Genomic DNA, 22,787 nt, shown 5'->3' on the forward strand with positions numbered 1-22,787 from the left:
GCGGAGACCCTGCGCGCAGTGGTGCCGGAACGACAAGCGTTGTTGCCAGAACGGCAAGCGTCGCCGCAGGATGGGCGCGTGCTGACCCCTCTGCGCGTCGCGGTGGCCCAGCCCGCCGTCTCCCGCGGCGACCTGGCGGCGACCGCCGCCGCCCACGCCGCGGCGGTCGCTCGCGCCGCCGCGCGGCTGGTGGTCTTCCCCGAGCTGTCGCTGACCGGGTACGTGCTGGACGCACCCGCCGTCGCGCTCGACGACCCCGTGTGGGAGCCGCTGGTCGCGGCCTGCGCCGAGCACGGCTCGACGGCGCTGGTCGGAGCGCCGGTCGCGGAGGAGGGCGGTCGGCGCTCCATCGGCGTCGTCGCGGTGGACGGAGGTGGTGTTCGGGTGGTCTACCGCAAGGTGCACCTCTACGGCGACGAGGTCGCTGCGTTCTCGCCCGGGCCGGGAGCGAGGGTGGTCGAGGTGGACGGCTGGCGCGTCGGGCTGGCGGTCTGCCGCGACACCGGGATCGCTGAGCACACCGCCGCGACCGCCGCGCTCGGCGTGGACCTGTACGCCGCGGGCGTGGTCGACCTGCCCGAGGCGCTGCCGGTGATCCGCTCTCGGGCGGTGGGGAACGCCCTGGCGTGCCGGGCGCCGGTCGCGGTGGCCAGTGCCGCTGGAGCGGTGGGGCCGCGGCACGGGTTCCCCGAGACGGCCGGGGGATCGGCGGTGCACGGCGCCGACGGCGCGCTGCTGGCTGCGGCCGGCGCGGTGGAGGGAGAGGTCGTCGTCGTCGAGCTGGAGCCCCGCCGTGGCTGACGCGACCGCCACCGGGGCCGGCGACCTCGACGGCGTCCTCGACGCCGTCGGTCCGCGCCTCAAGGCGCTGCGCCTGCAGCGCGGCACCACCCTCGCGCAGCTGGGTGAGGCCACGGGCATCTCCGTGAGCACGCTCAGCCGCCTGGAGTCGGGTCAGCGCCGCCCCACCCTCGAGCTGCTGCTGCCGCTGGCGCAGGCGCACCGGGTGGCGCTCGACGAGCTGGTCGGCGCGCCCGCCACCGGCGACCCGCGCGTGCACCTGCGGCCGCAGCGCGCGCACGGCCGCACGGTGGTGCCGCTGACGCGCCAGCCGGGCGGGTTGCAGGCGTGGAAGATCGTCATGCCGCCCGAGCCCGGCCGCACCCCTGAGGGTGACGGGCTGAAGGTGCACGAGGGCTGGGAGTGGTTCTACGTGCTGGCCGGGAAGATCCGGCTGGTGCTCGGCGAGCACGACGTGGTGCTCCGCGAGGGCGAGGTCGCCGAGTTCGACACCCGGACGCCGCACTGGTTCTCCAACCCCGGGCCGGCGCCCGCGGAGGTCCTCAGCCTCTTCGGCCCGCAGGGGGAGCGGATGCACGTCAAGGCCCGGACCCGCCGCGACTGACCACCGCGCCCGCGTCCCGTCCAACATGCAGAAGTCGCGTCCGGGGCCGTCTGGGGCCGGTTCGGTGAGGTTCTGCCTGCCCGGCGGGACGGGGCAGGGGGCTGGTCGCCCTCGGAGGTGTGACGCCGGACGTGCAGAAGTCAGCCCGGAGCGCCCTCTACGGCCGTCCGGAGCACTTCTGCACGTCGCTCGTCACGGCAGGCCGACCGGAGACGGGCTGCCGAACCGGGCGATGCAGTGCCACACCTGCTTGAGGTGCTGCGCGTCCCACCTCTCCAGCGCCACCGCCCGGCCGACCACCTCCGCGCTGAGCACCCCGTCGTCGGTCAGCGCGGCAGCCACCTCCAGCGCCACCTGCACGACCTCCCCGCCGCGGTAGGCGATGCACCCCGGCCGCCCCACCAGCTCGGCGACGTGGACGGCGCATCCGGGGTGCCACGCGAGCGCGACGCCCGTCGTCGCCCTGATCCGCTCAGCCGCCACCTCGACGGCGGTGCCGCGGAAGCAGGGGTCCAGCACCACCGCCTCGACGTCGCGCGCCAGCAGCAGCTGCCCGTGGACGTGGGCCTCCACGTAGTCGTCGAGCGCGTCGAACCCGCCCCCCGCGCGCGCGGCGGTCGCCGCGACCAGGGCGGGCGCCGAGGCCGCCGTCCCCAGCGCCTCCGGCCCGAGCGCGCTGTCGGGGAAGGCCAGCGTCACCCGGTCCAGCACCTCGGGCCGCAGGCGCAGGTGGCAGGAGCCGAAGCGCAGCGCCGGCCCGCGGGTGTCGTCCCCGGGCAGGGACAGGGCGCCGTAGACGGGGCGCTCGCCGGCGGGCGCGGCGTCGTACGCCCCGCCGAAGAGCTCCGACTCCCAGCGCCACCTGTCGCCGCCGGGGTGGGCCGTCAGCCCGCCGGCGCTCGTGCCGGTCTGGAACTGCGAGCGGTACCGGCCGTCGGCAGCCAGCTGGGCGAGCACGGGCCGGCCGGTCGCCGCCGCCAGCCGGTCGGGGTGGAGGTGGACGACGACGGCGGCGCCCGAGGGCAGCGGTGGCCCGCCTCCGGTGCTGGCCACGCGCGCGGTGACGTGCTCGACCGCCCGCTGCCACGCCTCCACGGCGACAGCCTGTCGCACCGCCGGGTCGAAGCGGAGCGTCAGGACGTCGACGCCGGAGGAGGCCTTGAGCGACTGACGGCGCGCGCCGACCTGGCACTGGTCGCCCTGGAGCGCGCCATCAGACCAGGGGAGGGTCAGGAAGCGCGCCGGAAGCATCCAGGTGCCTCCCAGGGATCGTGGGTACTACCGTCCGCTGTGACCACCGTGCAGCAGACCGCGGGACAGCAGTCCGAGCCGCGGAGCGAGCCCCGCAGGCGCCTGCGGCTGCCGCGCGTGCGGTGGGACCTCCTCGACTGCTCCCTCCAGGGCCACCGCACCGTCGGCCGCGACGTCGCGCGCGTGCGCCGGGAGGACGCCCTCGTGCTCCGGGAGGACGCCGACGGCCTGCGCTGGCACCGCTGCCTGCGGTGCGACGCCTGGCTCCCCTCCGTGGGGCCCACCGCGGCGCAGGCCACCCGCGAGCACCTCCCGCCGCGCGAGCAGATCAGGCTCCCGCTGCGGGGCCGCCCGCTGCGCGACCGGTACGTGCTGCGGCTCATCGCCCTCGACCGGGTGGTGCACGTCCTGGGGCTGGGGATCCTCGCCGCCGCCGTGCTCGTCTTCTCCGGCCACCGCGGCACCCTCGACCGCTGGTGGACGTGGGGCCTCGACTTCGTCCAGCAGCACGGCGTGGTCATCGACACCACCCACGGCTTCCTGGCGCAGGTCTCCGGCTGGTTCTCCACCCCTTCCAGCCACCTGCTCTTCATCGGCCTGGGGCTCGTCGCCTACGCCGCGCTGGAGGCCACCGAGGCCGTGGGCCTGTGGCTGGGGCGGCGGTGGGCGGAGTACCTGACGTTCGTCGCCACGAGCATCCTCATGGTCCCCGAGGTCGCTGACCTCGCCAGCGGCGTCTCGGCCACGGGCGTGGCGCTGTTCGCGCTGAACCTCGCCGTCGTCGTCTACCTCCTCCTCGCCAAGCGCCTCTTCGGGCTGCGCGGCGGGGGACGGGCGGAGGCCGCCGAGCGCGAGGCCGACTCCGGCTGGTCGGCGCTGGAGCGCACCGCCCCGCCGTCCGCCACGCAGCCGGCCTGACCCGACCGGTCTGACGCGGAGGGCCGGCCCGGCGCCGGATCACTACCCTGGGCGCCTGTGAGCCCCAGCACCTCCGACCCGTCCGGCGCCCCCGTGCGCGGCCTGGTCTCGGACACCACCCTCGACGACCTCCCGCTCCGCGACGACCTGCGCGGCCACGCGCCCTACGGCGCGCCCCAGCTCGAGGTCTCCGTGCGGCTCAACACCAACGAGAACAGCCACGACGTGCCGCCGGAGGTGGTCGAGGCCGTGGTCGCTGCGATCGCCGAGCAGGTGCCCCACCTCAACCGCTACCCCGACCGCGAGGCCGACGCCCTGCGCGACGCCCTCGCGGCGTTCCTGCGCGCCCAGCCCGCCTCCCACGGCGTGCCGCTGACCCGCGGGAACGTGTGGGCCGCCAACGGCTCCAACGAGGTGCTGCAGCAGCTGCTGCAGGCGTTCGGCGGGCCGGGGCGCACGGCGGTCGGCTTCACGCCGTCGTACTCGATGCACCCGATCATCACGCAGACCTCCGGCACCGCCTGGGTGGACGGCAAGCGCGGTGACGGGTTCTCGCTGGACCCGTTCGCCGTCGCCGAGCAGGTCCGTGCGGCCGGCGGCGGCACGGGCGCTGACGTCGTGTTCCTCACCAGCCCGAACAACCCGACCGGCACGGCCCTGCCGCTCGACGTCGTCGAGGCCGCCTACGAGGCCACCCGCGGCATCGTCATCGTCGACGAGGCCTACGCCGAGTTCGCCCGCCCTCTGGGCGCCGGCGGCACCCCCAGCGCCATCACGCTGCTGCCGGGCCGCCCGCGCCTCGTGGTGACGCGCACCATGAGCAAGGCGTTCGCCTTCGCCGGCACGCGCGTCGGCTACCTCGCCGCCGACCCCGCCGTGGTCGACGCGCTGCGCCTCGTCCGCCTGCCCTACCACCTGTCCTCCCTCACGCAGGCCGCGGCGACCGCTGCACTGGCCCACGCCGACGCCCTGCTCGCGACCGTCGAGGACACCAAGGCCCAGCGCGACCGCCTGGTGGCCGCGATGCCCACCCTCGGGCTGTTCGCGCTGCCCAGCGACGCCAACTTCGTGCTGGTGGGCGGCTTCGACGACGCCCCCGCCGCGTGGAAGGCCCTGTTGGCGCACGGCGTGCTCGTGCGCGACGTCGGCATCCCCGGCCACCTGCGGATCACCGCGGGCACCGCCGCCGAGACCGACGCGGTGCTCGCCGCGCTGGCCGAGGTGGTCGTGGAGGAGGAGCGCGCGGCGCACCCTGAGGACACCGACGACGACGAGGAGCAGGCATGAGCGGGCAGCGCACGGCGCGCATCGAGCGAGCTACCAGCGAGTCGAGCATCTCCCTCGAGCTCGACCTCGACGGCACCGGCCGCACCGAGATCAGCACGGGCGTGGCGTTCTACGACCACATGCTCACCGCGCTCGGCAAGCACTCCCTCATCGACCTGCGCGTGCAGGCCACCGGGGACACCCACATCGACGCCCACCACGTGGTGGAGGACACCGCCATCGTCCTCGGGCAGGCGCTGCGCCAGGCCCTGGGCGACAAGCGCGGCATCGCCAGGTTCGGTGACGCGCTGGTGCCGCTCGACGAGGCGCTGGCGCAGGCCGTCGTCGACGTGTCCGGGCGCCCGTTCGTCGTCCACACCGGTGAGCCGGACGGCTACGAGCACGTGCTCATCGGCGGCGGGGGAGGCGGCGTGCCCTACGCCGGCAGCCTCACCCGGCACGTCTTCGAGTCGATCGCGCTGCACGCCCACGTCTGCCTGCACGTCCGGCTGCTCGCCGGCCGCGACCCCCACCACGTCGCCGAGGCGCAGTACAAGGCGCTGGCCCGCGCGCTGCGCGCCGCGGTGGCGCTCGACCCCCGCGTCGACGGCGTGCCCTCCACCAAGGGCGCGCTGTGACGGGCACGCGTCCGGGGGCCTGCGCCCCCGCGGTCTCCCGGTGAGGTACGAGTTCCCCGGGGCGGGCGGCGGCGAGCTGTTCGACCCCTCCCAGGGCGCGCGGCGCGCGGTGCTCGTGCTGCCCGTGCTCGACGCCGAGCGCGCCGCCGACCTGTGCGCCCTGAGCGGCGTCGCCGCGGTGTGCGCCCCGGTGTCCGGGGCGGGCGTCGTGGCGGTGCCCGCACCCCGCGAGGGGGTGCTGCCCGGTCTGGCCGGGGTCGACGCCGCGGAGCGGCTCAGCCGGATGCTGCGCGGGCTCGACGTCGTCCTGCTCCTCACCGAGGGGGAGCAGGGCCAGGAGGGGCAGGTCACCGCGCAGACGTGGCGCGGCGGGCAGCAGGTCCCCGACGGCCGGCCTGCGGGACTGCTGCTGGCGACCTGGCCCGGAGACGTGCTGCGGCTGCTGCTCGGCAGCCTCGAGGCGGCCGACGTCTCGGGCGCCGCGACGAGCGTCGGCCGCAGCCGGTGGACGGCGGTGCGCGGCATGCTGCGCGCCCGCCGGCGGTGAACCGGCGCCAGCTCGCCGTCTTCCTCGCCGTCCTCGACCACGGGAGCCTCGGGGCCGCCGCGTCGGCCACCGGGCTGGCACAGCCGACGGTGGCGCAGTCCCTCGACGGTCTCGAGGCCCAGCTCGGCGCGGTGCTCGTGCACCGCTCCAGCGCGGGCACCACGCCCACGGCCGCCGGGCGGGCGCTGGAGCCCCACGCCCGGCAGCTGCTCCGCGGTGCCGGCGCCGCCGCGGAAGCCGTGCGCTCCGCCGGGGAGCAGTGCGCGCAGCGGGCCAGCGGCGTCCTCGACGTCGCCGTCGAGGCGGTGCTCGCCGCGGACGCCGCCAGCGAGCTGCTCGGAGCCTTCAGCGCCCGCCACCCCGGGGTGAGGGTGCAGGTGCGCGTCGCCGAGCACGACGACCGGGTGCTCGAGTCGCTCCTGGAGGGCCGGGCCGAGGTGGCGGTCGCCTCCCTGCCGCTCGGCCGGACGACCCCGAGCAGGGCGGCGTCGGAGCTGGTGGTCGTGCCGCTCGGGGAGCAGGAGGTGCTCGTGGCCTTCCCACCCGGCAGCGACGACCTGCCCGACCCGCTGCCCCTGGCGGCGCTGGACGGCCGCGACGTCATCGGCGTGACCGACCACAGCCGCCGCGAGCGGCTGGTCTCGCGGGCGCTGGAGGCGGTGGGCGCTCGGCCGCGCCTGGCGGTGGAGACCGCTCACCGCGAGGCGGTGGCCTCGCTGGTGCTCGCAGGTGCGGGCGCGGGGTTCCTCAGCGGTGTGCTCGCGCAGTGGGCGGCCGCCGAGGGCGTGGTGCTGCGCCGCACCCGGCCCGCGGTCACCGCCGCCCACGCGCTGGTGCACCTGCGCCGCGCGCTGTCGCCCGCCGCGCGGGCGCTGGTGCGGCTCGCCGAGGACTGCGCGCCGTGACCGCCCCGCTGCTGGCCGACGAGCGCCAGGCGCAGGTGCTGCTCGCCGTGGTGGACCAGGGCAGCATCACCGGTGCCGCCGCGCTGCTGGGGATGGCGCAGCCGTCGCTGTCGCAGGCGGTGCGGGCCATGGAGCGCGCCGCCGGGTGCCCGCTGTTCGAGAGGACCCCCCGCGGCACGGTCCCCACCGCAGCCGGCCGGGCCCTGGTGGCACCGGCTCAGCGGTTGGTGCGCGAGCTGGACGCCGCCCGCCGGGCCGTCGCCGACGTCGTGGCGCTGCGCACGGGCACCCTCGACGTGGTCGCCCACGCGTCGGTGGCCGCGGACCCCCTGGCCGCTGCGGTCGGCCTCTTCCGCGCTGCCCACCCCGGGGTGCTGGTGCGGGTGCAGGACGCCCGCGACGACGCGCGCCTGGTCTCCGACCTCGCCCGCGGCCGCACGGAGCTGGCGGTGGTGCAGCTGCCGCTGCCGGGCACCCTGCCGGCGGAGCAGCTGGGAGAGCAGGAGGTGTGGGCCGTGCTCCCTCCCGGCTCGTCCTGCGCGGGTGAGCCCCTGGGGCGCACCGAGGTGGCCGCGCTCCCGCTCGTGGCGCTGCAGAACGGTGGCTCGGCGCGCACGGCGCTGCGCGCCGAGCTGGCCGAGACCGGGCTGCCGCGCGCGTCGGTGGTCACGCCCCAGCCGGCCACGGTGCTGCCCCTGGTGCTCGCGGGCGCGGGGGCCGCGCTCGTCGACCGGCGCCACGCGCAGCGGGTCACCGCCCTCGGCGGCGTCGCGCGTCCGCTCGACCCGCCGCTGCTGCTGCCCTTCGGAGTGGTGCGGGCGCCCGGGGCCAGCTCACCGGCGGCCGAGGCGCTCGTGGACGCGCTGCGCTCGGTGTGCGGTCGTCGTCGTCCCTAGTCCCCGGTCAGCAGCTCTGCCGGCGGCCTGCCGGACGGCCCGGTCAGCGGCCCTGCCAGCGCGGGGCACGGCGTTCGGCGAACGCCCGCGCCCCCTCGGCGGCGTCCTGCGAGCGCAGCACGTCCGCCACCAGCGCGTCCTGCCGCGTGAAGGCCTCCGCCTCGGGCAGGTCGGCGGTCTCGTCGAGCACCCGCTTGACCGCCGACACCGCCAACGGCGCCGCCGCCACCACCTGCTCAGCCACCTCGAGCGCGCCGGCCAGCGCACCACCGGGCTCGGTGAGGCGGCTGACCAGGCCGAGCTGCTCGGCGCGCTCGGCGCCCAGGGCGGCACCGGTGAGCAGCAGCTCGGCGGCGACGGCCCGGGGGATCCGCCGCGGCAGGCGCACCAGGCCGCCCTGCGGCGCCACGATCCCGCGGGTCACCTCCGGCAGGCCGAACCTCGCCTCGCGGGAGGCGACCACCACGTCGCAGGCGAGCACGAGCTCCGTGCCGCCTCCCAGGGCCCAGCCCTCGACGGCGGCCACGAGGGGCTTGCTGCGGCGCCTGCGGGTGAGACCGGCGAACCCGGTGGAGCCCAGCACGGGGGACTCCCCGCGGGCGCGCGCCTTGAGGTCCATCCCGGCGCTGAAGACGCCCCCGGCCCCGGTGAGCACGCCCACGCGCAGCGCGTCGTCGTCCTCCAGCCGGGTCAGGGCGGCGTCGACGGCCAGGGCCGTGGCCTCGTCGACGGCGTTGCGGGCCTCCGGACGGTCCAGGACGACGACGAGGACGGCCCCGTGCACCTCCGTCCGCACCGGAGGGCCGCCCTGCGGGCGGTCGTGCGGCGTGCTCACCGCGCGCCTCCCGTGCCGGCAGCAGCGCCCGCGCCCCCGCGCGCGTGCAGGGCCGCGAGGCGGTCGGGGGTCCAGCCCAGCTCGGCGAGGACCTCGTCGGTGTGCTCTCCGAGGGCCGGGCTGTGGCGGCGCACCCCGGTGGCGGCGCCGGAGAAGCGGACCGGGGAGCCGATGACGCGGTACGGGCCCTCGACGGGGTGCTCCAGCACGTCGAGCATGTGGCCGTCGGCCCAGTAGTCGTGCTCGCCGGCGTGGTCGAGGTCCATGACCGGGGCGAACGGGATGCTCCGATCGGCGCACAGCTGCCGCCACTCGGCGGTGGTGTGCAGCCGCGAGTGGCGGGCGACGGCCGCGTAGAGGTCGCCGAGGTGGTGCTGCAGGGTCTCCGGGGTGAACGCGTCCAGCTCCTCGGGGTGGCCCACCAGGTCGAAGTAGTCGACGCAGTTCTGCCAGCTGTAGGGCAGCACCGCGGCGAAGCCGTCGGCGGTGGGCACCGCGGCGTGCCCCGGCTCGAGGGAGCGGGGGAAGCCGACCGGTCCTGCCGAGGGCTCGTAGGCGCGGCCGCCGAGGTGCTCCACCATCGTGAACGCGAACATCGTGTCCGCCATCGGCACCTCCACGCGCTGCCCGCGTCCCGTGCGACCGCGGGCCAGCAGCGCGGCCAGCACCGAGTACACGATGGTCAGGCCGCAGATCTTGTCCGCCATGGCCGTGGGCGCGTACGACGGCGAGCCCGTCGTGCGGCGCATGAGGTCGACCATCCCCGAGGCGGCCTGCACCACCTCGTCGTAGGCGGCCGAGTCAGCGGCGGCCGAGTCCGAGCGGAAGCCCTGCGCGTTGCAGTACACGAGCCGCGGGTTCACCGGCGCGAGGTCCTCGTGGGTGAGGTGCAGCCGCGCCAGCGCGCCGGGCCTCATGTTGGTCACCAGCACGTCAGCGGTCGCCACGAGGTCGAGCAGGGCGGCCCGGCCCTCGTCGGTCTTGAGGTCCAGACGGACGCTGCGCTTGTTCCGGTTGAGGTTGAGGGCGATCGCTCCGGTGCTGTCGGGGTCGGCGGGGTCTCGCCGCTGCAGGCGGCGCATGACGTCACCGGCTGGCGGCTCCACCTTGATGACGTCAGCGCCGAGGTCTCCCAGCACCTGGCAGGCGTACGGCGCCATGATCACGCTGGCCAGGTCGATGACGCGGACGCCGGCCAGCAGGGGCTCGCTCCCGTCGTCGTCGGTCTTCGGGGTGGGGTCGAGGGGGGTGGTGGTCACGGAGGAGTCCTCTCGTCGGGGCGTGCGAGGTGGCAGCGGGGGCGCCTCAGCCGAAGGCGCTGGTGCCGGTGGCCGCGCGCGCGGTGATGAGCGCGTTCATCTCGCGGGTGCCCTCGTAGGAGTAGAGGGCCTCGGCGTCGGCGAAGAACCGCGCGACGCCGTGCTCGAGCAGGATGCCGTTGCCGCCGAGCACCTCGCGGGCCCAGCCGACGGTCTCGCGCATGCGGGTGGTGCAGAACATCTTGGCCATCGCGGCCTGCGCCTCGCCGAGCTGGCCGGCCTCCTGCAGCTGGGCCATGCGCACGGCCAGCGCCTGGCAGGCGGTGACGTTGCCGAGCATGCGGGCGATGAGGTCCTGGATGAGCTGGAAGCTGGCGATCGGACGGCCGAACTGCTCGCGCTGGACGGCGTAGGCGCGGGCGGCCTCGTAGGCGCCGAGCGCGCAGCCGGTGGCGCTCCACGCGACGCTGCCGCGCGTCACCTTGAGCACCTCGGCGGTGTCGCGGAAGCTGTTCGCGCCCTGCAGGCGGTCGGCCTCGGGGACGCGGACGCCGTCGAGCACGAGGTGGGCGTTCTGCACGCCGCGCAGAGCGATCTTGCCCTGCAGCGCCTCGGCGGTGAACCCCGGCGCGCCCCTGGTCACCACGAACCCCTTGACGCGGTCGTCGGCCACGTCACGGGCCCACACCACCACGAGGTCGGCGAAGGTGCCGTTGCCGATCCACTTCTTCTCGCCGTCGAGCACCCAGGTGCCGCCCTCGCGACGGGCGGTGGTGGTCAGGCCGCCGGCGGTGCCCGACCCGACGAGCGGCTCGGTGAGGCCGAACGCCCCGACCTTCTCCCACCGCACCATGTCCGGCAGCCAGCGGCGCTTCTGCTCCTGCGAGCCGCACACCCGCACCGAGCCCATCGCCAGGCCGTTGTGCACGCCGAAGAACGTGGCGAACGACGGGTCCACCCGGGTCATCTCCATGGCGAGGACACCGGCGAGCAGCGCGCTCTTCGGGGCCACCGACGGGTCGTCCTCGGGCGTGCCGGTGATGCCGAGCTCGCGGACCTCGGGCACGAGGTCCAGCGGGGTCTCCCCGCGCTCCCAGCGCTCGTCGGCTCCCGGCTGCACGCGCTCGCGCAGGAAGGTGCGGACGCGGGTGACGACGTCGGCCTCCTCGGGCGAGAGCAGGTCGTGGATGCGGAAGAAGTCGCCCTCGACGGCGCCGCTGTCGATGCGCGTGCTGCTGGAGCTCACGGTGGGGCCTCCCGGTGGTGCGGATGTGTGCTGATCTCCAGCACACCCCTGAGCCGGCCACGCGTCAAAGACGCATCTGCGGCCCCCGCCCCAGGCAGCGCCTATGGCCGCTGCTCGGCCGCGGCTCACGGCCCCGCCCCCTAGGCTCGCCCCATGGCCACAGCGCGCGCCGGGCTGAGGCTGCCCCGCCTCACCCCGCGGCGCACGCCGCTGACCTCCATCGCCCTGCGCCTGGGTCTGGCGCTGCTCCTGCTGCTGGTCAACTGGGGCCTGGTGCTGGTCGAGGCCGACCAGTACACCGACAACGCCGACGGGCACGTCTCCGTCATCGACGCGCTCTACTACACGACCGTCACGCTCTCGACCACCGGCTACGGCGACATCACGCCCGTCACCGAGCAGGCGCGGCTCGTCAACGCGCTGGTCGTGACGCCGATGCGCCTGATGTTCGTCATCATCCTGGTCGGCACCACGCTGTCGGCGCTCACCGAGCGCTCCCGCACCGAGATCCGCGTCCACCGCTGGAAGGCCCGCATGCGCGACCACGTCGTCGTCCTCGGATACGGCACCAAGGGGCGCAACGCGGTGCGCGCGCTGCGGCTGCGCGACCACCCGGCCGACCGGATCGTCGTCGTCGAGGCCGACCACGCCGCCGCCTCCCGCGCCAGCAGCGACGGGTACGCGGTGGTCATCGGGTCCGCCACGCACAAGTCGGTGCTCGTCGAGGCGCAGGTCGAGCGCGCGAGAACGGCGATCATCGCCCTCGACCGCGACGACACCGCCGTCCTGGCCGCGCTCACCCTGCGCCGCGTGGCGCCGCACGTGACGGTGCTCGCGTCGTCACGGGAGTCGGCGACGGCGGAGCTGCTGCGCGAGAGCGGGGCGACGTCGGTGGTGGTCTCCTCCGAGACCGCGGGCCGCCTGCTGGGTCTGGCCACCGACAGCCCCGACGCCGTGAGCGTGGTGGAGGACATGCTGTCGTTCGGCTCGGGGCTCGACCTCGACGAGCGCCCGGTGGAGGCGTCCGAGGTGGGGCGGCCGCCGCACGCCTGCGGCGTTCCCGTGGTCGGGGTGTGGCGCGGTGGTCGGATGCTGCGCTACTCCGACCCGTCGATCGGCTCGCTGCGCACCGACGACCGGATCCTCTACGTCGCGTCCCGCGACGACCCGCAGCCCCTGCGCTGACGAGACCCCACCCGACCGTCACGCTCACCGCAGCCGGGCGCCCGGCTGCGGTTCCGGAGTGCGGGGTGATCGGCGGTGCAGTACTCAGGTCGGGTGGCCTCCTCGAAGCTCCTGACCGACGTCGCCCTGGGTCTCGCCGCCGGATGGGTGGGGTCGGCCGTGAAGGCTGCGGCCGAGTCGGGCCTGCAGGAGTGGGGCGAGCGGAAGCTCCCGCCCGAGACTGGCCAGAAGGAGCTCGACGGCGCCGACCCGGCCGGCCACGGCGACCGCATGCCGCCGTCGCTGCTCTACAGGAAGCTCGTCGCTGCCCGGAAGGGCCAGGCCGCCGCTGACGCGCTGGACGACGACGAGCTCGAGGCCGGTGCCCAGCGGTTCCACCGCGCCCTGGCGTACGGCTACCCGGTGTTCTACGCGGTGCTGACGCGCCGGGTGCCGCTGGCGCGCGCCGGTGGCGGAGCGGTCGGGGGAGCAGCGCTCTTCGCCGCCTTCCACGGCTCGACCCTGCCCGCCCTGGGCGTGCAGGCGTCGCCGTCGGAGCTCCCGAAGGCGTGGTGGGTGTGGGAGGGCGGCTCGCACCTCGCGTACGGCGTCGCCGTCGACTTCGTGGTGGACGTGCTGCGCCGCATCACCCGCTGACCGCGTCGCGCCCGGGCCGGGCGCCCCGGGTGGGGAGGCTGAGTTCCGGTGGGCAGGCTGACGTCCGCTTGCGGCCCCGGAAGCGGACGTCAGCCTGCCCACCCGGACGTGCCGGGGACGGGACTGCCGGACGCGTGGCCGGTGTTCTTCCGGAGGAAGGACCGTTCCACCGGATGCACCTGGAGGACACCGTGAAGGCAGTGCTGGACGGCGTCGTCGTGGCTGAGGCCGACGACGACGCGATCGTGCGCATCGAGGGCAACGCCTACTTCCCGCCGAGCAGCGTGGTGGAGGGGGCGCTGTCGAAGAGCCCCACGCCGTACACGTGCCCCTGGAAGGGCGTGGCGCAGTACTGGAACGTCACCGCGCCCGGCGGCGCCACCGCCGCGGACGGCGCGTGGAGCTACCCCGAGCCGTACCCGGCCTCCTTCGACCGGGTGGGCTCCGACTACTCCGGCTACCTGGCCTTCGACAAGGCGCAGATCACCATCACCCCCTGACGCGCTTCTCTCCCGCACTTGCCGCGGAAAGCGCGCTACCCGCCCTCTCCTTCTCGCACTTGCCGCGGAAAGTGCGAGAAGGAGAGGGCTCTTGCTGCACGTGCGGCGGAAAGTGCGGAAGGGGGGAGGGGCGTCAGGCAGCGGTGGAGGCGGACGCGGGGTCCTCGGCGAGCAGGCCGGGGGTGTCGTCGGCGAGGTCCCACCACAGCTGGTGCAGCTCGGCGTACTTCTCGCCCGGCTCCGGCCGCTTCTCCCACGGCTTGTCGATGATGAAGTGGATGTTCTTCACCTCGGCCGCGTCCCACACCTGCGGGTGCTGGTGCGGCAGCGTCTTCAGCGCGTTGTAGACGTACGCCATCGGCTGCCAGCGCCCGTCGAAGAACTCGTTGAGGAAGTCCTGCTCGGCGAACTGGTAGGCCGAGAGGTCCTCCAGCCCGCGCAGCCGGGCGAGCATCTCCGCGTGCACGGCCGCGTCGGGTTCGATGACGAGGAAGCCGCCGTTGAAGTACTCCTCCACGCCGGGCTCGCGCACGTGGGAGGCGCCGCGGCAGTGCGTGTAGAAGCAGTTGGCAGGCACCCAGCTGGCCGGGTAGCTGGCGATGCGGTTGGGGTTGCACCGGCACGCGTGGCACGCGGCGATCCCCCCGGCGGGCAGCTCGGCGGAGAACAGCTCGTCCATGGGCTGCACGACCAGCATGTCGGCGTCCAGCACCACCAGCCGCGAGAACTCCACCAGCCCCCACGCCCCGAGCTTGGTCCACACCTCGGCGAAACGGGCGTTGGCGTAGTGCGCCTCCAGGGACTCGTCGGGCCCGACGCGCGGCAGCTCGCGCACCAGAGCGCCGTCCTCGAGGAGCGCGCGGCGCGCGTCGTCGTCGACGTCCTCGGTGACCATGACGACGAGCGGGTGCTGCGAGCCGCTGCGCCGCAGGGAGGCGTGCAGCGCCCGGACGCCCACGAGGTAGCTCGGCTGGGTGAGCAGCGTCGCCCAGGCCGCGGGTCGCGCGTCGACGCGCTCGTCGAGACGGGGCCCGCTCACGCGGCCACCTCCGACGCGCGCGAGGCAGGGAAGAGCCGGTCGGTGAAGGCGTTGCTGAAGACGCGCTCGGGGTCCAGGGCCTCGCGCACGGCGAGGAAGTCGTCCCATCGCGGGTAGAGCGCCGGCCAGTCGTAGAGGGTGTCGTCGAAGTACTTGCCCCAGTGCGGGCGGCCGCCCTCGGCGGCGAGCAGCTTCTCGACCTCGATCAGGAAGTCGACGCCCTCCTCGCTGAGCGAGCCGTCCTCGGCGTAGTAGACGACGAAGCCGAAGTACAGGGTGTCGCCGCCCTCCGACGGACTCAGCCACGCCCGCGACGGACCCGTGGCCCGCAGGATGATCGGGTAGTGCAGGTGCGGGCTGGTCTCCGCGTGCCAGGCGCGGATCTTCTGGACGACGGCGGGCGCGCGGTCCAGCGGCACCCCGATCTCCACGTTGATCTGCGGCGTCGCGATGCCGCGCATGAAGACCTGGTAGACGTCACCGGTCACGTCGGAGAAGTCCTTGAAGCGGGTCACCGTGCGGAACGGCTTGCCCTGCGCGTCGAGGATGCGGGTGTCGGCGCGCATGTGCGCCAGCGCTGCGTCGACGGCGCGGTTCATGGCGTCGCTGGTCTCGGTGCGCTCCACCAGCTGCCGCCCACCGGCCTCCCAGGCGGCCAGCTCGGGCGCCGCGGCGCGCTGCGCGGTCCAGACGTGCACCTTCTCGTCGTCCGGGAACCACCACGCCTTGGCCATCTCGTGACCGCGGTTCCAGACGAGCAGGTCGTCCTCGAGGGTCTCGGCGCTGGTGGCGCCCTTGACGCACGAGTACACGGCCACGGGGACGGTGCGCAGCGTCACCGAGGTGACCACGCCGAGGGTGCCCAGACCCACCTGCAGCGCGCCGAACCAGGGGTGGTCGGCGCCGAACTCCTCCACGGAGCCGTCGGCCATGACCAGGCGCACCGCGAGCAGCGCGTCGCCGATGGAGCTCTGCTGCAGGCCCTGGCCGTGCGTGCCGGTCGCCAGTGCGCCGGCGAGGGTCTGCTCGGCGATGACGCCGGGGGACGACGGGAGCATGCGGCCGAGCCCGGCGAGGGCGTCGTAGACCTCCTGCAGCACGGTGCCGCCGGCGAACGTGGCCCAGTCCTCGCCGTGCGCGAGCAGGCCGCGGTGGCCGCGCACGTCCAGGAGGACCTCGCTCTCCGACGAGCCGGCGGGGGCCAGCATCCGCCCCGAGGACATGCGGCTGCCCACCAGCCGCACGCGGCCGGGGCGGGAAGCGAGCAGGGAGCGGACCTCGAGCTCGGAGCTCGCCCTCACCAGGGCCGACGCGTCGGCCAGGGTGGAGTTGCGGGCCCAGTTCCACAGACGGCCGGCGTCGTCCTCGGACACGTCACGACGGGGGTACGGACGCTCAGGAGCCATGGCTTGACCTCTCTTCGCGCGATCCACCGACCTCGCCCGTGCGGCGGGTCGTCCTGCGCGGGCAGGAAGGAGTGCTGCACGACGCTAACCGCGCCAGGGCCTGTTCGCCGAGCAGGAGGAAGTGGTCTGGGTCACACCGGTGGACCGCCTAGCCTGGAGGAGTGACCAGCGCGACCGCTTCGAGCGAGGGCCTGACCAGCACCGACAGCACTCCCGGTCAGCCGCGGCGCCCCCGCGTCGTCGTCCTCGACTACGGCTTCGGCAACGTGCGCTCCGCCGTGCGAGCCCTCGAGCGGGTGGGTGCGGACGTCGAGCTCACCGCCGACCGGCGCACCGCGCAGGAGGCCGACGGCCTCGTGGTCCCGGGCGTCGGCGCCTTCGAGGCGTGCGTGCAGGGCATCAAGGGCGTGCGCGGTGACGAGGTGGTCGACCGGCGCCTGGCCGGTGGCCGCCCCGTGCTCGGCATCTGCGTGGGGCTGCAGGTGATGTTCGCCCGCGGCGTCGAGCACGGCGTCCAGAGCGAGGGCCTGGGGGAGTGGCCCGGCACCGTGGAGCGCCTGCCCGCCGCCGTGGTCCCGCACATGGGCTGGAACACCGTCGACGCGCCGGAGGGCTCGGTGCTCTTCGACGGCATCGCCGACGAGCGCTTCTACTTCGTCCACTCCTACGGCGTGCAGCGCTGGGAGATGGACGACGACGTCCGCGAGGACGGCACGCTGCGCCGCCGCCGGCCGCTCGTGACGTGGGCCGAGCACGGCGCCCCCTTCGTGGCGGCCGTGGAGAACGGGCCGCTGTCGGCCACGCAGTTCCACCCGGAGAAGTCCGGCGACGCCGGCGCGCAGCTGCTGCGCAACTGGGTCACCTCCCTGCGCTGACCCCCACCTCCCGTCCCCTCGAGGGACCGCAGGTCAGGAGGACGACGACGCCGGGGCGCTCGCGGCGAGGCCGTCCAGCAGCAGGCGCAGCCCGGTCGTGAACGCGTGGTCCGCGCGCCGCTCCGGTGACGGCTCGGCGCGCAGCGCCTCGCCGAGCGGCCCGCGCGCGTCGTCGTCGTCCACCTCGACCATCGCGTCGGGGGCGGCGGCGTCCAGGGCGGAGCCCAGCACGAAGCACTCCAGGGCGGTCAGGGTGGCCATCGCCTCCTGCGGGGAGACGCCGGCGCGGGCCAGGAGGCCGAGCACCCTGTCGTACCCGCGCGCCGCGCGGTGGCTCCGGATCGGCTCGGTGGTCAGCAGGCCGATGGCGCGGGGGTGGCGGGCGAACGCCGCGCGGTAGCTGACGAGCCACTGCTCGAGCGGTTCGCGCCAGCCGGCCCCCGCGGGCACCTCGGAGAGGTCCTCGTCCAGGCCCGACGTCACGACCTCGCGGATGAGGTCCACCAGCTCGGCCCGGTCCCTCACGTGCTCGTAGAGCGACGAGACGTGCACCGACAGGCGCCGGCTGACGGCGGACATCGTCAGCTGGCCGTTGACCTCCAGCTCCGCCAGGGCCGCCGCGACGATGCGCTCGCGGTCGAGCAGGCGGGTCCGTGGGCGGGGCATCCGTCGATCGTGCCAGGACCGGTTCGGGTCGGAGTCTGCGCTCACCCCTTCCGCTGGCTCGTCGTGAGCCCTACGGTGTGCCGATCCCAAAGGGTTTGGGTTAATCGAGGAGTGCTCATGACGACGCACCGCCCCGCCGCACCGACGGCCACCAGCCCCGCCACCAGCCGCACCGGCACCGCTGCCGGCTCGGACGGCCCCACCGCAGCGACGGCGCTGCGCCCCGGGGTCCTCGGCACGTCCAGCATCGCCTTCATCGTCATCTCGGCCGCCGCACCGCTGACCGTGATGGCGGGCGTCGCCCCGCTCGCCCTGCTCATCGGCGGCCCGGGAGCCCCCGCCGCCTACGTCATCGCCGGCCTCGTGCTGCTGCTCTTCGCCTCCGGCTTCACCGCCATGTCAGCGGTGGTGCCCAGCGGCGGCGCCTTCTACAGCTACATCACCCTCGGCCTGGGCCGCCCCGCCGGCTTCGCGTCGGCGCTGCTCGCGCTGGTCTCGTACAACGCCCTCCAGATCGGCGTCTACGGCCTGCTCGGCGTCGCCGGGACCACCGCCGTCACCACGCTGACCGGCGCCCAGGTGCCCTGGTGGGTCATCTCGCTCACCGCCCTCGTGCTCGTCCACCTCCTCGGGCGCAGCGGTGTCGACGTCGGCGCCAAGGTCCTCGCGGTGCTCCTCACCCTCGAGACCGCCATCCTCGTGGTCGTCTGCACCGGCATCTTCGCCGCCGGCGCCGTCCAGCTCGGCCAGCCCGGGTCGTTCACCCCGACCGCGGTGTTCGCGCCCGGCATGGCCGCCGTCCTGGCGCTCGCGTTCGTCGCGTTCACCGGCTTCGAGTCCACGGCGATCTACCGCGCCGAGGCCCGCGACCCCGAGCGCACCGTCCCCCGCGCCACCATCGTGTCGGTCGGCTTCCTCGCCGCCTTCTACGCCTTCGTCGTGTGGACCGTCGGGCACGCGTACGGCAACCAGGGCCCCGAGTACCTGGCCCAGCACCTCAACGACCTGTTCGCCGTGGCCGCCACCCAGTACGTCGGGGCGCGGGCCGCGGACGTCCTCGTCGTCCTGCTGGTCAGCAGCGTCTTCGCCTCCCTGCTGGCCTTCCACAACGCCTGCAACCGCTACGCCCGCTCCCTCGCCGCCGAGGGCGTGCTGCCCCGGGCGCTGGCACGCACGCACCCCCGCTACCAGTCCCCGGCCACCGCTGGCCTCGCGCAGACGGTGCTCGCGCTCGTCGTCGTCGGCGGCTTCGCCCTCGCCGGTGCCGACCCCTACCGCCAGCTGCTCCTGTGGGTGAACACCCCCGGCGGCATCGGGCTGCTCCTGCTCCAGGCCCTGGCCTGCGCCGCGGTCCTCCGCTTCTTCTGGAAGGACCGGCGCGGGTACAGCACGCTCCGCGTGATCGTCGCCCCCGCTCTCGGGCTCGTGCTGCTCGTCGTGGCCATCGTCCTGACCATCAGCCAGATCGACCTGCTCACCTCGGCCGGCGCGGCGGTGAACACCGTGCTCGTCGGCCTCGTCTTCGCCGTCGTCGTCCTCGGGCTGGTGCTCTCGCCGGTGCTCGCCCGGCGCATGCCGGAGGCCTGGGCGCGGCTCGGCACCGGTCGCGGGGAGGATGGCGCAGCGTGAGCTCCCCCAGCACGGCTGACCTGCTGATCGTCGACGCCGACGTCGTCACCCTCGACCCCGCCCGTCCCCGCGCCCGCGCCGTGGCCGTCTCCCGCGGCGTGGTCGTGGACGTCGGAGGGGACGAGGTCGCCGAGCGGTGGCGCGGCTCCCGCACCGAGGTCGTCACCCTCGGCGGCGCCGCGCTGACCCCCGGCTGGGTGGACGGCCACTCCCACCCCGTGGGCAGCCTCACGATGTCCGCGGGCGCCGACCTCACCGCCGTGCGCACGCTGGACCAGCTGCGCGAGCGCCTCGCGCAGCTGGCCCGGGAGAGCACCGACGGCTGGGTGCAGGGGTGGGGCCTCGTGCCCGACGTCTTCCCCGGCGGGGTGCCGCGCGCCGACCTCGTCGACGACGCGCTCGGCGGCGCGCTCTGCCTGCTCCGCATGGCCGACGCCCACTCGGCGCTGGCGAGCACGTCGCTGCTGCGGGCCGCGGGCGTCGACGGCCCGCGGCGCTTCGCCAGCACCGCCGAGGTCATCTGCGACGCCACGGCCGACGGGCCGCGCCCCACGGGCTTCCTGCTCGAGTGGGACGCGATGGCGCTCGCCGACCGCCACGCCCCCAGCGCCCCCGACGCCGAGCTGCGGTCCCGGCTGCGCTCGCTGCTCGGCGACATGGCGGCGCAGGGCCTGGTCGGCGCCCACGTCATGGACGGCGACGCCGCCTCGCTGGACCTGCTGGCCCGCACCGAGGACGACGGCGACCTGCCGCTCCGGCTGCGCGTCGCCCCGTTCTGCATGCCCGGGGTCGACGACGACGACGTCGCCCAGCTCGTCGCGTGGCAGGAGCGCACCGGGCGGCGCTGGCGGGTGGCGGGCGTCAAGCTCATGATCGACGGCACCATCGACGGCGGCACGGCCTGGCTGGACCACGCCGACGCCAACGGCGAGAGCACCGGCTCGTACTGGCGCGACCCCCAGGCCTACGCCCGCGCCGTGCGGGCGCTGGACGCCGCCGGGGTCCCCACGGTCACGCACGCCATCGGGGACGGCGGGGTGCGCTTCGTCATGGACGTGCTCGAGCCGCTCGGGCCGCCCGTGCCCGCCGACAGCGCCCCCGGACGCCGCGCCGCCCACCGCCTCGAGCACCTGGAGACGCTCCCGGACGACCTCGTCACCCGCATCGGCCGCTCGGGCATCACCGCCTCGATGCAGCCGACGCACTGCTCGCACTTCGTGGCCGCCGACGGCAGCGACAACTGGTCGGTGCGCCTGGGCCCCGAGCGCGCCGGCCACGGCTGGCGCATCCGCGACCTGTTGGGCGCGGGGGCGCTGGTGGTGCTCGGCTCGGACTGGCCCGTCGCCCACTTCGACGCCCGCGCGATCATGGCCGCCGCCCAGCTGCGCCGCCCCGTCGAGGACGACGACGCCGCGCCCGTCGGCCCGGACCAGGCCATCAGCGCCGTGGCGGCGCTCACCGGGTACACCCGCGCCCCCGCGCTGGCCGTGGGAGACGCAGCGCGGGGGGTCATCCGGGTGGGGGCCGCGGCGGACCTGACGGCCGTGGGCGTCGACCCGACCACCGCCCCGCCGGCGGACCTCGCCGCCGCGCCCGTGGTGCTCACCGTGGTCGGAGGCGCCCCCGTGCACCGCACGCTCTGACCCGGGCGCTGGCGGGGGAGCGGCGGACCGCGGAGGGACCAGCTGACGGGCACTAGCCTCGCCGGGTGCTGGTCTCCCGAACCCTCCGCGTCACCGCTGTCCTGGTCGCCGGTCTGGCGCTGAGCGCCTGCAGCGGCGGCTCCGACGGCCAGGAGGCGCCGACCGCCGCAGCGTCGGCCTCCAGCGCCACGTCCGCGCCGGCGCCCTCGGAGAGCTCCTCGAGCACCGGCGCGGCGGGCTCGCAGGACCGGGTGGTCGCGAAGTTCTGCTCCGACCGCGCCGCGCTGACCGACCTCGGCACCCAGATCGAGGCGGGCGGCCTGCCGGCGGCGATCCAGCAGCTCCCCACCTACGTCCAGCGCATGGACGCCATGCAGCCGCCGGACGCCGTCGAGGCCGACTTCACCGAGTACCGCGCTGCGTGGGCGTCCATCAGCGACGCGCTGCAGGGTGGTTCGCCGGAGGACCCGGCCCTCCAGGCGAAGGTGCAGGCGGCGGTCGCGGCCCACCCCGACGCGCAGGCGGTCGAGGACCGCCTCAAGACCTGGTCGGACGCCAACTGCCCGGCCGCCTCCGCCTCGCCGTCCGCGGGCTGACCGGGCTCCGTCAGAGCCCGGGGAAGGCGCCGTTGCGGAAGCCGTCGACGAACAGGCGGAAGTCGTCGCGGACCACCTCCGCGTAGCCGAGCGCGAACGCCACGGCGTCAGCCGCGAACAGCGCGTCACCGCTGCGCCCCGCGTCGTCGTCCTCCCCGGCCGCGTCCAGCACGGCGACGACGGCCTCCTCCACCTGGAAGGGCACCTCCCCGCCGTCGCTGGAGGAGTCGGCCACGCAGTGCACCTTGGCCGTCGCGCGGCCGAGGTCGCGCAGCAGCGCGACGGCCTGGTCGGGCTCGTCGACGTCGTCCCAGTCGAGGTCGGCGGTGTACGGCGAGACCTCGCTCACCACGTACCCGACGCCGTCGATCTGGGTGTGCCCGAGCCACGGGTCGGCGTGGGCCTGCAGGGCCCGCTGGCTGACGGCGGTGCGGTGGCCGTGGTCGGTGAACAGCTCCGTCGACCCGTCGGGGCCCACGAGCCTGCCGACGACGCGCGAGGGCGCCGCCACCACGCCCTGCTTCATCGACAGGAGCACGTCGTTCTCCATCGCCTGCGTGCGCCCCTCCAGCAGCAGGCTGTACGTGCGCAGGCCGGCGCTGCCGATGCCGATGCCCGAGCGGCCCACCACGTCCTTGACGTGGTACTCGATCCGCTCGCCGCGCTTGGCCTCCGGGATCGTCACGAGGTACCCGTCGAAGGCCTCCAGCACGGTGGCGCGCTCGTCGTCGTCGAGGCGGCGGTGCAGGGGGGTGTCGCGGAAGCGCCGGTCGATCGTCGCCTCCGGCCCGGCGTCGGCGATCTCCGTCTCGGCGTCGAGCAGGTCGATCCGCCGGGAGGCGCGGGCCTCCTCCAGGGCGTCGTGGACGGGGCCCGTGGTGTTGTCGAGCCGCAGGGCGAACGCCGCGTCGTCGTCCTTCGTGGCGAAGGCGCGGACCTGCTCCGTGTACGCGGTGCAGTAGGCGGTGACCATCCGCTCGATGTCCGTGTCGGCGAAGGCCTTGGCCACCCCGAGCAGCGCCACCGACGCCGCCATCCGCCACACGTCCCACGTGAACGGCGCGAGGTAGGCCTCGTCGAAGTCGTTGACGTCGAAGACCAGCTGCCCCTGGTCGTTCATGTACGTGCCGTAGTTCTCGGCGTGCAGGTCCCCCTGGATCCACACGCGGCTGGTGCGCTCGTCAGCCCACCTGTCAGCCCCAGCCACCTCCGGGGCGGCGACGTCGGCGTAGAACAGGCACGCGCTCCCGCGGTAGAAGGTCCACGGGCTGGCGGCCATCTTCCGGAACCGCTTGCGGAAGGCCGCCGGGTCGGACTCGATGAGCGGCGCGAAGGCGTCGAGGAGGACGGCGACGACGTGCTCGCGCCGCTCGTCCGGCTCGCGCCGGCGGGCCGCCGCGACCACCGGGTGGTCCTGCGGGGCGGAGGTCTGGAGGGCGGGCGCGC

General features: G+C 75.2%; 23 protein-coding genes. 15 read left to right on the plus strand and 8 right to left on the minus strand.

Annotated features, from left to right (window positions below; genetic code table 11):
- Positions 1–78 precede the first annotated feature (78 nt).
- Positions 79–801, plus strand: a complete 723-nt coding sequence (locus tag FMM08_RS19180) for a carbon-nitrogen hydrolase family protein (protein ID WP_147927996.1) — start codon at positions 79–81, stop codon at positions 799–801.
- Complete coding sequence (locus FMM08_RS19185; RefSeq protein ID WP_147927997.1) at positions 794–1,405, plus strand: helix-turn-helix domain-containing protein; 612 nt, start codon at positions 794–796, stop codon at positions 1,403–1,405. Before FMM08_RS19180 ends, FMM08_RS19185 begins: the two co-directional genes overlap by 8 nt.
- A gap of 192 nt (positions 1,406–1,597) precedes the next feature.
- Here the strand turns inward: FMM08_RS19185 and FMM08_RS19190 are convergent, their stop codons facing one another.
- Positions 1,598–2,656 carry a DUF3626 domain-containing protein gene (locus tag FMM08_RS19190; RefSeq protein ID WP_147927998.1) on the minus strand — a complete coding sequence of 353 codons (1,059 nt, stop codon included), beginning with the start codon at positions 2,654–2,656 and terminating at the stop codon, positions 1,598–1,600.
- 39 nt (positions 2,657–2,695) lie between these two features.
- Between FMM08_RS19190 and FMM08_RS19195 the strand changes: the two genes are divergently transcribed.
- From FMM08_RS19195 to FMM08_RS19215, 6 genes are read left to right on the plus strand one after another with little or no spacing between them, the layout of a single operon-like run.
- A complete protein-coding gene (locus tag FMM08_RS19195; RefSeq protein WP_222710968.1) occupies positions 2,696–3,574 on the plus strand; it encodes a DUF2127 domain-containing protein in 879 nt (292 codons plus the stop codon).
- A gap of 57 nt (positions 3,575–3,631) precedes the next feature.
- Entirely contained in the window at positions 3,632–4,861 is a 1,230-nt protein-coding gene (locus tag FMM08_RS19200) for a histidinol-phosphate transaminase (protein ID WP_255472618.1), read from the plus strand.
- Positions 4,858–5,478, plus strand: a complete 621-nt coding sequence (gene hisB, locus FMM08_RS19205) for an imidazoleglycerol-phosphate dehydratase HisB (protein WP_147927999.1) — start codon at positions 4,858–4,860, stop codon at positions 5,476–5,478. The genes FMM08_RS19200 and hisB overlap by 4 nt, the downstream gene beginning before the upstream one ends.
- Positions 5,479–5,518: 40 nt before the next feature.
- Positions 5,519–6,025 (plus strand): hypothetical protein, encoded by a 507-nt coding sequence (locus tag FMM08_RS23185; RefSeq protein ID WP_187279869.1) that lies wholly within the window; start codon positions 5,519–5,521, stop codon positions 6,023–6,025.
- On the plus strand, positions 6,022–6,930 hold the full coding sequence (locus FMM08_RS19210; protein ID WP_187279870.1) for a LysR family transcriptional regulator: 909 nt from the start codon (positions 6,022–6,024) through the stop codon (positions 6,928–6,930). The genes FMM08_RS23185 and FMM08_RS19210 overlap by 4 nt, the downstream gene beginning before the upstream one ends.
- Positions 6,927–7,826, plus strand: coding sequence for a LysR family transcriptional regulator (locus tag FMM08_RS19215; protein WP_187279871.1), 900 nt, complete (start codon positions 6,927–6,929; stop codon positions 7,824–7,826). Before FMM08_RS19210 ends, FMM08_RS19215 begins: the two co-directional genes overlap by 4 nt.
- 43 nt (positions 7,827–7,869) lie before the next feature.
- On the opposite strand, the gene FMM08_RS19220 is transcribed toward FMM08_RS19215, so the two are convergent.
- From FMM08_RS19220 to FMM08_RS19230, 3 genes are read right to left on the minus strand one after another with little or no spacing between them, the layout of a single operon-like run.
- Positions 7,870–8,661: a crotonase/enoyl-CoA hydratase family protein gene (locus tag FMM08_RS19220; protein WP_222710969.1), complete on the minus strand. Its 792-nt coding sequence runs from the start codon at positions 8,659–8,661 to the stop codon at positions 7,870–7,872.
- Positions 8,658–9,920 (minus strand): CaiB/BaiF CoA transferase family protein, encoded by a 1,263-nt coding sequence (locus FMM08_RS19225; protein ID WP_222710970.1) that lies wholly within the window; start codon positions 9,918–9,920, stop codon positions 8,658–8,660. Before FMM08_RS19225 ends, FMM08_RS19220 begins: the two co-directional genes overlap by 4 nt.
- Before the next feature lie 46 nt (positions 9,921–9,966).
- Positions 9,967–11,166 carry an acyl-CoA dehydrogenase family protein gene (locus tag FMM08_RS19230; RefSeq protein ID WP_255472619.1) on the minus strand — a complete coding sequence of 400 codons (1,200 nt, stop codon included), beginning with the start codon at positions 11,164–11,166 and terminating at the stop codon, positions 9,967–9,969.
- A gap of 153 nt (positions 11,167–11,319) precedes the next feature.
- Between FMM08_RS19230 and FMM08_RS19235 the strand changes: the two genes are divergently transcribed.
- The 3 genes from FMM08_RS19235 (at position 11,320) to FMM08_RS19245 (ending at position 13,487) form a co-directional block, all read left to right on the plus strand.
- Positions 11,320–12,351 (plus strand): potassium channel family protein, encoded by a 1,032-nt coding sequence (locus FMM08_RS19235; protein WP_147928002.1) that lies wholly within the window; start codon positions 11,320–11,322, stop codon positions 12,349–12,351.
- Positions 12,352–12,444: 93 nt separating this feature from the next.
- A complete protein-coding gene (locus FMM08_RS19240; RefSeq protein WP_187279872.1) occupies positions 12,445–12,987 on the plus strand; it encodes a DUF1440 domain-containing protein in 543 nt (180 codons plus the stop codon).
- Positions 12,988–13,178: 191 nt separating this feature from the next.
- The gene (locus FMM08_RS19245; RefSeq protein WP_147928004.1) at positions 13,179–13,487 is read left to right on the plus strand and encodes a DUF427 domain-containing protein; all 309 of its coding nucleotides are present in this window, start codon (positions 13,179–13,181) and stop codon (positions 13,485–13,487) included.
- 133 nt (positions 13,488–13,620) lie between these two features.
- Here FMM08_RS19245 and FMM08_RS19250 read toward each other — a convergent pair whose 3' ends face one another.
- Both FMM08_RS19250 and FMM08_RS19255 read right to left on the minus strand, forming a co-directional pair.
- Positions 13,621–14,526: a glycosyltransferase family 8 protein gene (locus tag FMM08_RS19250; RefSeq protein WP_222710971.1), complete on the minus strand. Its 906-nt coding sequence runs from the start codon at positions 14,524–14,526 to the stop codon at positions 13,621–13,623.
- On the minus strand, positions 14,523–15,932 hold the full coding sequence (locus FMM08_RS19255; RefSeq protein WP_147928006.1) for a D-arabinono-1,4-lactone oxidase: 1,410 nt from the start codon (positions 15,930–15,932) through the stop codon (positions 14,523–14,525). Before FMM08_RS19255 ends, FMM08_RS19250 begins: the two co-directional genes overlap by 4 nt.
- A 191-nt stretch (positions 15,933–16,123) precedes the next feature.
- Here FMM08_RS19255 and hisH point away from each other — a divergent pair, with 191 nt between their 5' ends.
- Positions 16,124–16,807, plus strand: coding sequence for an imidazole glycerol phosphate synthase subunit HisH (gene hisH, locus FMM08_RS19260; RefSeq protein ID WP_147928067.1), 684 nt, complete (start codon positions 16,124–16,126; stop codon positions 16,805–16,807).
- A gap of 33 nt (positions 16,808–16,840) precedes the next feature.
- On the opposite strand, the gene FMM08_RS19265 is transcribed toward hisH, so the two are convergent.
- Positions 16,841–17,473: a TetR/AcrR family transcriptional regulator C-terminal domain-containing protein gene (locus tag FMM08_RS19265; protein ID WP_147928007.1), complete on the minus strand. Its 633-nt coding sequence runs from the start codon at positions 17,471–17,473 to the stop codon at positions 16,841–16,843.
- 117 nt (positions 17,474–17,590) lie between these two features.
- On the opposite strand from FMM08_RS19265, the gene FMM08_RS19270 reads away from it, so the two are divergent.
- The 3 genes from FMM08_RS19270 (at position 17,591) to FMM08_RS19280 (ending at position 21,341) form a co-directional block, all read left to right on the plus strand.
- A complete protein-coding gene (locus FMM08_RS19270; protein ID WP_147928008.1) occupies positions 17,591–19,102 on the plus strand; it encodes an APC family permease in 1,512 nt (503 codons plus the stop codon).
- Complete coding sequence (locus FMM08_RS19275; protein ID WP_147928009.1) at positions 19,099–20,745, plus strand: amidohydrolase; 1,647 nt, start codon at positions 19,099–19,101, stop codon at positions 20,743–20,745. Before FMM08_RS19270 ends, FMM08_RS19275 begins: the two co-directional genes overlap by 4 nt.
- A gap of 65 nt (positions 20,746–20,810) precedes the next feature.
- Complete coding sequence (locus FMM08_RS19280) at positions 20,811–21,341, plus strand: hypothetical protein (RefSeq protein ID WP_147928010.1); 531 nt, start codon at positions 20,811–20,813, stop codon at positions 21,339–21,341.
- A gap of 10 nt (positions 21,342–21,351) precedes the next feature.
- Here FMM08_RS19280 and FMM08_RS19285 read toward each other — a convergent pair whose 3' ends face one another.
- Positions 21,352–22,746: a DUF2252 domain-containing protein gene (locus FMM08_RS19285; protein WP_147928068.1), complete on the minus strand. Its 1,395-nt coding sequence runs from the start codon at positions 22,744–22,746 to the stop codon at positions 21,352–21,354.
- Positions 22,747–22,787: the final 41 nt, after the last annotated feature.

The organism is Quadrisphaera setariae, assembly GCF_008041935.1.
GTDB lineage: Bacteria > Actinomycetota > Actinomycetes > Actinomycetales > Quadrisphaeraceae > Quadrisphaera > Quadrisphaera setariae.